Raw genomic sequence first — 5,781 nt, forward strand, 5'->3', positions numbered from 1 at the left:
GGAAGCTAAGCCCTCCAGCGCCGATGGTACTGCACTCGGGAGGGTGTGGGAGAGTAGGACGCCGCCGGACAATCTTTCAGTTCAGGGTCACCCCGTATGGGGTGGCCCTGAACTGCTTTTCCGTGAGTCGGAGCCGGTCAGAAGGCGTAGCGGACCCGGCAGTACGGCGCCTTCGCGGCGATCAGGTCCGTCAATGCCGCCACGTAGGCGCCCTTGCTGCCGGTGCGGTACCGCACGTTCCAGCCGCCGGTCTGCGACCGCTTCGGCTGCTGGAGATCCGGCCGCCAGAGGACCTCCTCGGCCTTCGGGTGCCAGCCGAGGTTCACCTCGTGCAGCCGGTCGTTGTGGGTCAGGAAGATGACCTCGGCGGCGAGCTGTGCCTTGGCGGCGGGCCCGAGCGCGTCGTCGAGCTGGTCGAGCAGCTCGGCCCAGTCGTCCAGCCACCCGTCGCGGACCACCACCGGGCTGAAGTTGACGTGCACCTCGTAGCCGGCCGCGACGAAGTCGTCGACGGCGGCCAACCGCTCCGCGACCGGGGAGGTCCGGATGTCGAGCAGCTTGGCGTCGCGGGCCGGCATCAGCGAGAACCGGACGCGGGTCCGGCCCCGGGGATCCCAGTCGAGCAGGTCACGGTTGACGTGCTTCGTGGCGAACGTGGCCTTCGCCGTGGGCAGGCCCCGGAACAGCGTCACCAGGTCCCGGACGTTGTCGGAGATGCGGGCGTCCAGCGAGCAGTCGGAGTTCTCGCCGATGTCGTAGACCCAGGCGGCGGGGTCGCACTGGTTCGGCTCACCCTTGACGCCCTGCCGGCCCACGTGCCGGCCCAGGTAGCCGGTGATCCGGTCGATGTTGGCGAAGACCGTCACCGGGTTGCTGTAGCCCTTGCGGCGCGGCACGTAGCAGTAGGCGCACGCCATCGCGCAGCCGTTCGCCGTGGACGGGGCGATGAAGTCGGCCGAGCGGCCGTTCGGGCGGGCGGTGAGGGACTTCTTGACCCCCAGCACCAGGGCCTCCGTCTTGATCCGCACCCACCGGGCCACGTTCGTCTCGTCCCCGTACAGCTCCGGGATGCGGGAGTGGCTCTCGACCTCGACGCGCTCCGCGTCGGGAAAGCGCTCCAGCACGGCCCGACCACGGGGCAGCGCGGCGGCCTCCGGCTCCACGTAGATCCGCCGGATGTCGAACAGCCGCGGGTGCGGGGCAACGTCGGTCACGAAAGGGGCAACTGCGGACCGATCGCCGTTGTTCCCGCGCCCCGGACGCGCCGTTTTCGTGGCCGTGCCTCGGGTACCCGGGCCGCATGCCCGAGGGCCACCTCGTCCACCGGTACGCGCGCGACCAGCACGCCGCCCTCGCCGGGCAGGTCCTCGCCGTGTCCAGCCCGCAGGGTCGCCTCGACGCCGGCCCGTACGACGGGCGGCGGTTGCGCGCGGTGGAGGCGTACGGCAAGCACCTGGTCTACCACGTCGACGACGCGCCGGCCCTGCACGTGCACCTCGGGATGCGCGGGCTGTTCCTGCGCCACGACGACCCGGCCGTCCCGCCCCGCAAGGGCGTCCGGCTGCGCCTGGCCCGCGCCGGCGTCGCGTACGACCTGATCGCGCCCATCCGCTGCGAACCGCTCCCGGACGACGGCGAGCGCGCGCTGCGGGCCTCGCTCGGCCCGGACCCGCTGCGTGCCGACGCCGACGGCGAGGACGCCGTACGCCGGCTCGGCGCCGCCAGGGGCGCGGTCGGCGCGGCGCTGCTCGACCAGGCGGTGTGGGCGGGCCTCGGCAACGCCTGGCGGGCGGAGCTGCTCTTCCTCGCCGGCCTCGACCCGGACGCTCGGGCGGTCGGGCCGGCGCCGGCCCGCCAGCTGTGGGAGCTTGCCGTCGGGTACCTGACGCTGGGCCGCGACGCCGGCCAGGTGGTCAGCGACCCGGCGGCGCCCGACGAGCGGTGGGTCTACAAGCGGCCGACCTGCCGGCGCTGCGGCGCCCGGGTGCGCACGTGGCAGCTGGGCGGCCGCACGGCGTACGCCTGCCCGGTCGACCAGCCCGCGGCCTGACCCGTCCCCGGGACGCCGGCCCGCCGGGACCGGCTCCGGCCGGGAGGACCGGTCCACCCGGCCGGACGCCGCGGCGGTCGTCGGGAGCGGGCGTTCGGTGAAGGGGCGGGCGCTCGGTGAAGGGGCGGGCGCTCAGTGGCGGGGCCGGCGCGGGGCGGCGAGCCGCAGGGCGTTGCAGACGTCGGCGACGCCCCGGACGTCCCAGGCGATCTCGCCGGCCACCCGCCGGGTGTCCGGGCCGGCCACGATGCCCGCGAGGATGACGACGCGGTTCTGCACGGTCACCACGATCTGCTGGCGACGGGTGGTCCAGTCGCTGCTCAACCGCTGGGCGACCAGCGCCGCCAACCGGCCGTCCTCGTCGTCCGGCGAGGGGCCCGGCGGCTCGGGGCGGAACGCGCCCTCGTCCGGGTACGGCCAGGGGATGAGCATGGCGTGCTTCCTCTCGATGGTCTGCGGCCGGACCGTCCGGGCCCGGCGATCGGGTCAGCGGGACGACGCCTCGGTCACCGCCGCCGCACGGAGACCGCGCGGATCCGGCCCGGCGGCGACGGCCGCCAGCCCGGCGGTGTCAGCTGCCCCGCCCGGGGAGAGCCGCCGGAACGCCTCCTGCGGGCTCGCGAAGACCGGGAACAGCCCGTCGAGCCGCATGGTGTGCAGCACGGTGCGGATGAAACGGGACGGAGCGGCCAGGCAGAGCACGGCGCCACGCTCCCGGGCGTCGCGGTGGGCCCGGACGAGCAGCGCGAGCCCGCCGGCGTCGATGAGGTGCACCCGGGTCAGGTCGACCACCACGTGCCCGCCGACGTCCACCGCCTGCCGCAGGGCGGCCCGCAGCTCGTCGGCGGTGTCGACGTCGACGTTCCCGGCGGCCGTCGCCGCCGCGACGTCGTCGAGGTGGTCCACGCCCGGCACCCCGCCCTGACCGGTGGCGTCGCCCGCGAGACCCGGCAGGCTGCACCGGGGACAGCGGTGCGGGCCCGTGGCGAACGGCGAGCCGCTCCAGCCGTGTTCGGCCACCAGGGTCCAGACGACCTCGGCGTCGGGCAGGACGCAGGCGGTGCCCGTGGTCGTGTCCCCGCAGCTGTCGCAGATCAACGTCATCAGGTGCTCGTCCGGTACGACGGTCATCGTGTCTTCCTCCACGGGAGGTCGGGCCGTGCCACGCGCCGGCCCGCGACCGGCGGCGTCTGGGCGGTGTCGAGGTCCGGCCCCGTCCCGCGCGGCGGGGCGGCGGCGCGCCGGGGACCGGCCGTCACCGCCACGAGGGCGACGCCGACGACCGCCGAGGCGGCCGGCACGCCGACGCGCCACGCGCCCGACCGGTCGGTGTCGAGGCCGACGATGCGGGCCAGGATGACGCCGAGCAGCGCGGTGACGATCCCCGCCACCAGGGCCAGCCAGGCCGGCACCTCCCGCCGGCGCGGGGTCACCCACCAGCCCGCCCCGGCGACGAGGAGACCGACGGCGAGCGCGGTGAGGAGACCGGCGACGGTCATCTGGTCCCTCCTGCCGGGCCGGCTGGCCGACGGCAGCCGGCCCACGGATGTTTCCCCACCACCCTCGGCGCCGCCCGTGGCGCGGGTCACGCGGTTGTATGACAGTTGCGTGACAAAACCGCCGAACGCCGGACACGGTTGGGCGCCCGTCGCCGCCTTGGGGATGATGCCGGTATGACGGACGTGCTGGTGATCGAGGACGACGACCGGATCCGTCTGGCGTTGCTGCTCGCGCTCGAGGACGAGGGCTACCGCGTCCGGGGCGTGGCCACCGCCGAGGAGGGACTGCTGCGGCAGCGCCGGGAGCCGGCCGACACCGTACTGGTCGACCTGATGCTGCCGGGCCTCGACGGCTTCGAGTGCATCCGGCGGCTGCGCCGCGACGACGACGTGCCGATCGTGGTGGTCAGCGCCCGCGACGACACCCACGACATCGTCGCGGCACTGGAGGCGGGGGCCGACGACTACGTGGTCAAGCCGGTGGCGATCAAGGAACTGTCGGCGCGGCTGCGCGCCCTGCGGCGCCGGGCCCGGGCGGCGCCCGAGCCGGTGGCGGTGCTCACCTTCGGGCAGCTGGAGATCAGTCCGGACGCCGGGGAGGTACGCCTGGCGGGGCAGCCGGTGCCGGTCACCCGCACCGAGTTCCGGCTGCTGTGCGAGCTGGCCGAGCACGCCGGCCGGGTGCTGTCGCGCCACCAGCTGCTGCAACGGGTCTGGGGCTACGACACCGGCGACGAGCGGCTCGTCGACGTGCACGTGGGTCGGCTGCGGCAGAAGATCGAGGACGATCCGGGCAACCCCCGGCACCTGGTCACCCTGCGCGGCCTCGGCTACAAGCTGACCCGGTGAGGCGCCTCGGACTGCGGGCCCGGGTGTCCGCCGGTTTCGCGGTCGGCGCGCTGTTGCTGTCGGCCTCGATGGCGCTGGTCTCGTACGAGCTGACCAGGCGATCCCTGCTGGACGAGCGGGAGCGCACCGCCGTGCGGGCGGCGTACTTCGACGCGGCGGTGGTGCGTACCGGCCTGGACACGGAGGCCCCCGACGTGGTGGAGGTGCTGCGGTCCCTCGACACCGGCGGCAACCGCCGGCCGCTGCTGCACCGCGGCGACGACTGGTACGCCCGTACGGCCGACGCCGGCCTGACCGCCGCCATCCCGGTCGACCTGCAACAGCTCGTCCACGCCGGGGAACCGGCCGTGCAGCGGGTCCGGGTCAACGGCCAGCCGACCCTGCTCGTCGGCCTGCCGCTGGCCCCGTCCACCAGCTACTACGAGCTGACGTCGCTGCGCGAGCTGGACCAGACCCTGCGGGTCCTGGCGCTGGCACTGACCGCCGTGGCCATCGTGGTCGCCGGGTCCGGCGCCGCCCTGGGCTGGTACGCCACCCGGCACAGCCTGCGGCCGCTGACGGCGGTGGCCGACGCCGCGCAGGAGATCGCGGCGGGCAACTTCTCCGCCCGGCTCGCCGCGACCACCGACCCCGACCTCACCCGGCTCTCCACGTCCTTCAACCACATGGTCGACCAGCTCTCCCGGCGTATCGAGCGGGACCGGCGCTTCGCCGCCGACGTCAGCCACGAGCTGCGCTCGCCGTTGCAGACCCTCTCGGCCGCCGCCAGCGTCCTGGCCCGCCGCCGGGCCCACCTCGACGAGCGCACCGCCACCGCCGCCGGCCTCGTGGCCGACGAGATCACCCGGTTCCAGCAGCTGGTCGACGACCTCATCCAGCTCGCCCGCAGCGACCAGCCGGTCGACCGGGCGCCGGTCGACGTGGCGGCGCTGGCCCGCCGCGCCTGTCAGGTCCGGGGGCTGCCGGCCACGCTCGTCCGGGTCGGCGCGGGTGTCCCGCCCACCTGGCTGGTCGACGAGCGTCGGGTCGAGCAGATCCTGGCCAACCTGGTCGACAACGCGCTGCGCCACGGCGGCGGGCCGGTGGCCGTGCGGCTGTCGCAGCGGGACGGGACGGGGATCGTCGAGGTCGACGACGAGGGGCCGGGCGTGCCGCCGGAGGACCGTGACCCCATCTTCGACCGCTTCGTCCGTGGCCGGGCGGCGCACTCGCGGGCCGACGGCGACGGCACCGGGCTCGGGCTGGCCATCGTCGCGCAGCACGCCGCCGCGCACCGGGGACGGGCCGACGCGGGCGACCGCCCCGGCGGGGGCGCCCGCTTCCGGGTCGAGCTGCCCGGGGTGTTGCCGTGACCCGCCGCGCGCCCGTGCAACCGTCGCCGGC

At 75.3% G+C, this 5,781-nt stretch carries 7 protein-coding genes; 3 read left to right on the forward strand and 4 right to left on the reverse strand.

The genetic code is table 11. From position 1 onward, the window contains the following. Window positions 1-137: 137 nt before the first annotated feature. Window positions 138-1,214: a spore photoproduct lyase family protein gene (locus AB0B83_RS29710; protein WP_357580945.1), complete on the reverse strand. Its 1,077-nt coding sequence runs from the start codon at window positions 1,212-1,214 to the stop codon at window positions 138-140. Between the two features lie 86 nt (window positions 1,215-1,300). Between AB0B83_RS29710 and AB0B83_RS29715 the strand changes: the two genes are divergently transcribed. Further along, complete coding sequence (locus tag AB0B83_RS29715; protein WP_357580946.1) at window positions 1,301-2,050, forward strand: DNA-formamidopyrimidine glycosylase family protein; 750 nt, start codon at window positions 1,301-1,303, stop codon at window positions 2,048-2,050. Window positions 2,051-2,182: 132 nt separating this feature from the next. Here the strand turns inward: AB0B83_RS29715 and AB0B83_RS29720 are convergent, their stop codons facing one another. Genes AB0B83_RS29720 through AB0B83_RS29730 form a run of 3 tightly spaced genes read right to left on the reverse strand, consistent with a single transcriptional unit; the run spans window position 2,183 to window position 3,549 of the window. Continuing rightward, window positions 2,183-2,482, reverse strand: coding sequence for a BON domain-containing protein (locus tag AB0B83_RS29720; RefSeq protein WP_357580947.1), 300 nt, complete (start codon window positions 2,480-2,482; stop codon window positions 2,183-2,185). 54 nt (window positions 2,483-2,536) lie between these two features. Further along, complete coding sequence (locus AB0B83_RS29725; RefSeq protein ID WP_357580948.1) at window positions 2,537-3,181, reverse strand: STAS domain-containing protein; 645 nt, start codon at window positions 3,179-3,181, stop codon at window positions 2,537-2,539. Further along, window positions 3,178-3,549, reverse strand: coding sequence for a GlsB/YeaQ/YmgE family stress response membrane protein (locus AB0B83_RS29730; protein ID WP_357580949.1), 372 nt, complete (start codon window positions 3,547-3,549; stop codon window positions 3,178-3,180). Before AB0B83_RS29730 ends, AB0B83_RS29725 begins: the two co-directional genes overlap by 4 nt. 174 nt (window positions 3,550-3,723) lie before the next feature. Between AB0B83_RS29730 and AB0B83_RS29735 the strand changes: the two genes are divergently transcribed. Together AB0B83_RS29735 and AB0B83_RS29740 are read left to right on the forward strand one after the other, a co-directional pair. Then, on the forward strand, window positions 3,724-4,398 hold the full coding sequence (locus AB0B83_RS29735) for a response regulator transcription factor (protein ID WP_357580950.1): 675 nt from the start codon (window positions 3,724-3,726) through the stop codon (window positions 4,396-4,398). Beyond that, on the forward strand, window positions 4,395-5,750 hold the full coding sequence (locus AB0B83_RS29740; RefSeq protein WP_357580951.1) for a HAMP domain-containing sensor histidine kinase: 1,356 nt from the start codon (window positions 4,395-4,397) through the stop codon (window positions 5,748-5,750). The genes AB0B83_RS29735 and AB0B83_RS29740 overlap by 4 nt, the downstream gene beginning before the upstream one ends. Window positions 5,751-5,781: the final 31 nt, after the last annotated feature.

Origin of the sequence: Micromonospora sp. NPDC049060 (genome assembly GCF_040649055.1) — a bacterium.
Classification (GTDB): domain Bacteria; phylum Actinomycetota; class Actinomycetes; order Mycobacteriales; family Micromonosporaceae; genus Micromonospora; species Micromonospora reichwaldensis.

Bases quoted from the DNA above. Each gene is read 5' to 3' on its own strand.
- AB0B83_RS29715 (WP_357580946.1), top strand. From the start codon at position 1,301: ATGCCCGAGGGCCACCTCGTCCACCGGTACGCGCGCGACCAGCACGCC.
- AB0B83_RS29720 (WP_357580947.1), bottom strand. From the start codon at position 2,482: ATGCTCATCCCCTGGCCGTACCCGGACGAGGGCGCGTTCCGCCCCGAG.
- AB0B83_RS29725 (WP_357580948.1), bottom strand. From the start codon at position 3,181: ATGACCGTCGTACCGGACGAGCACCTGATGACGTTGATCTGCGACAGC.
- AB0B83_RS29730 (WP_357580949.1), bottom strand. From the start codon at position 3,549: ATGACCGTCGCCGGTCTCCTCACCGCGCTCGCCGTCGGTCTCCTCGTC.
- AB0B83_RS29735 (WP_357580950.1), top strand. From the start codon at position 3,724: ATGACGGACGTGCTGGTGATCGAGGACGACGACCGGATCCGTCTGGCG.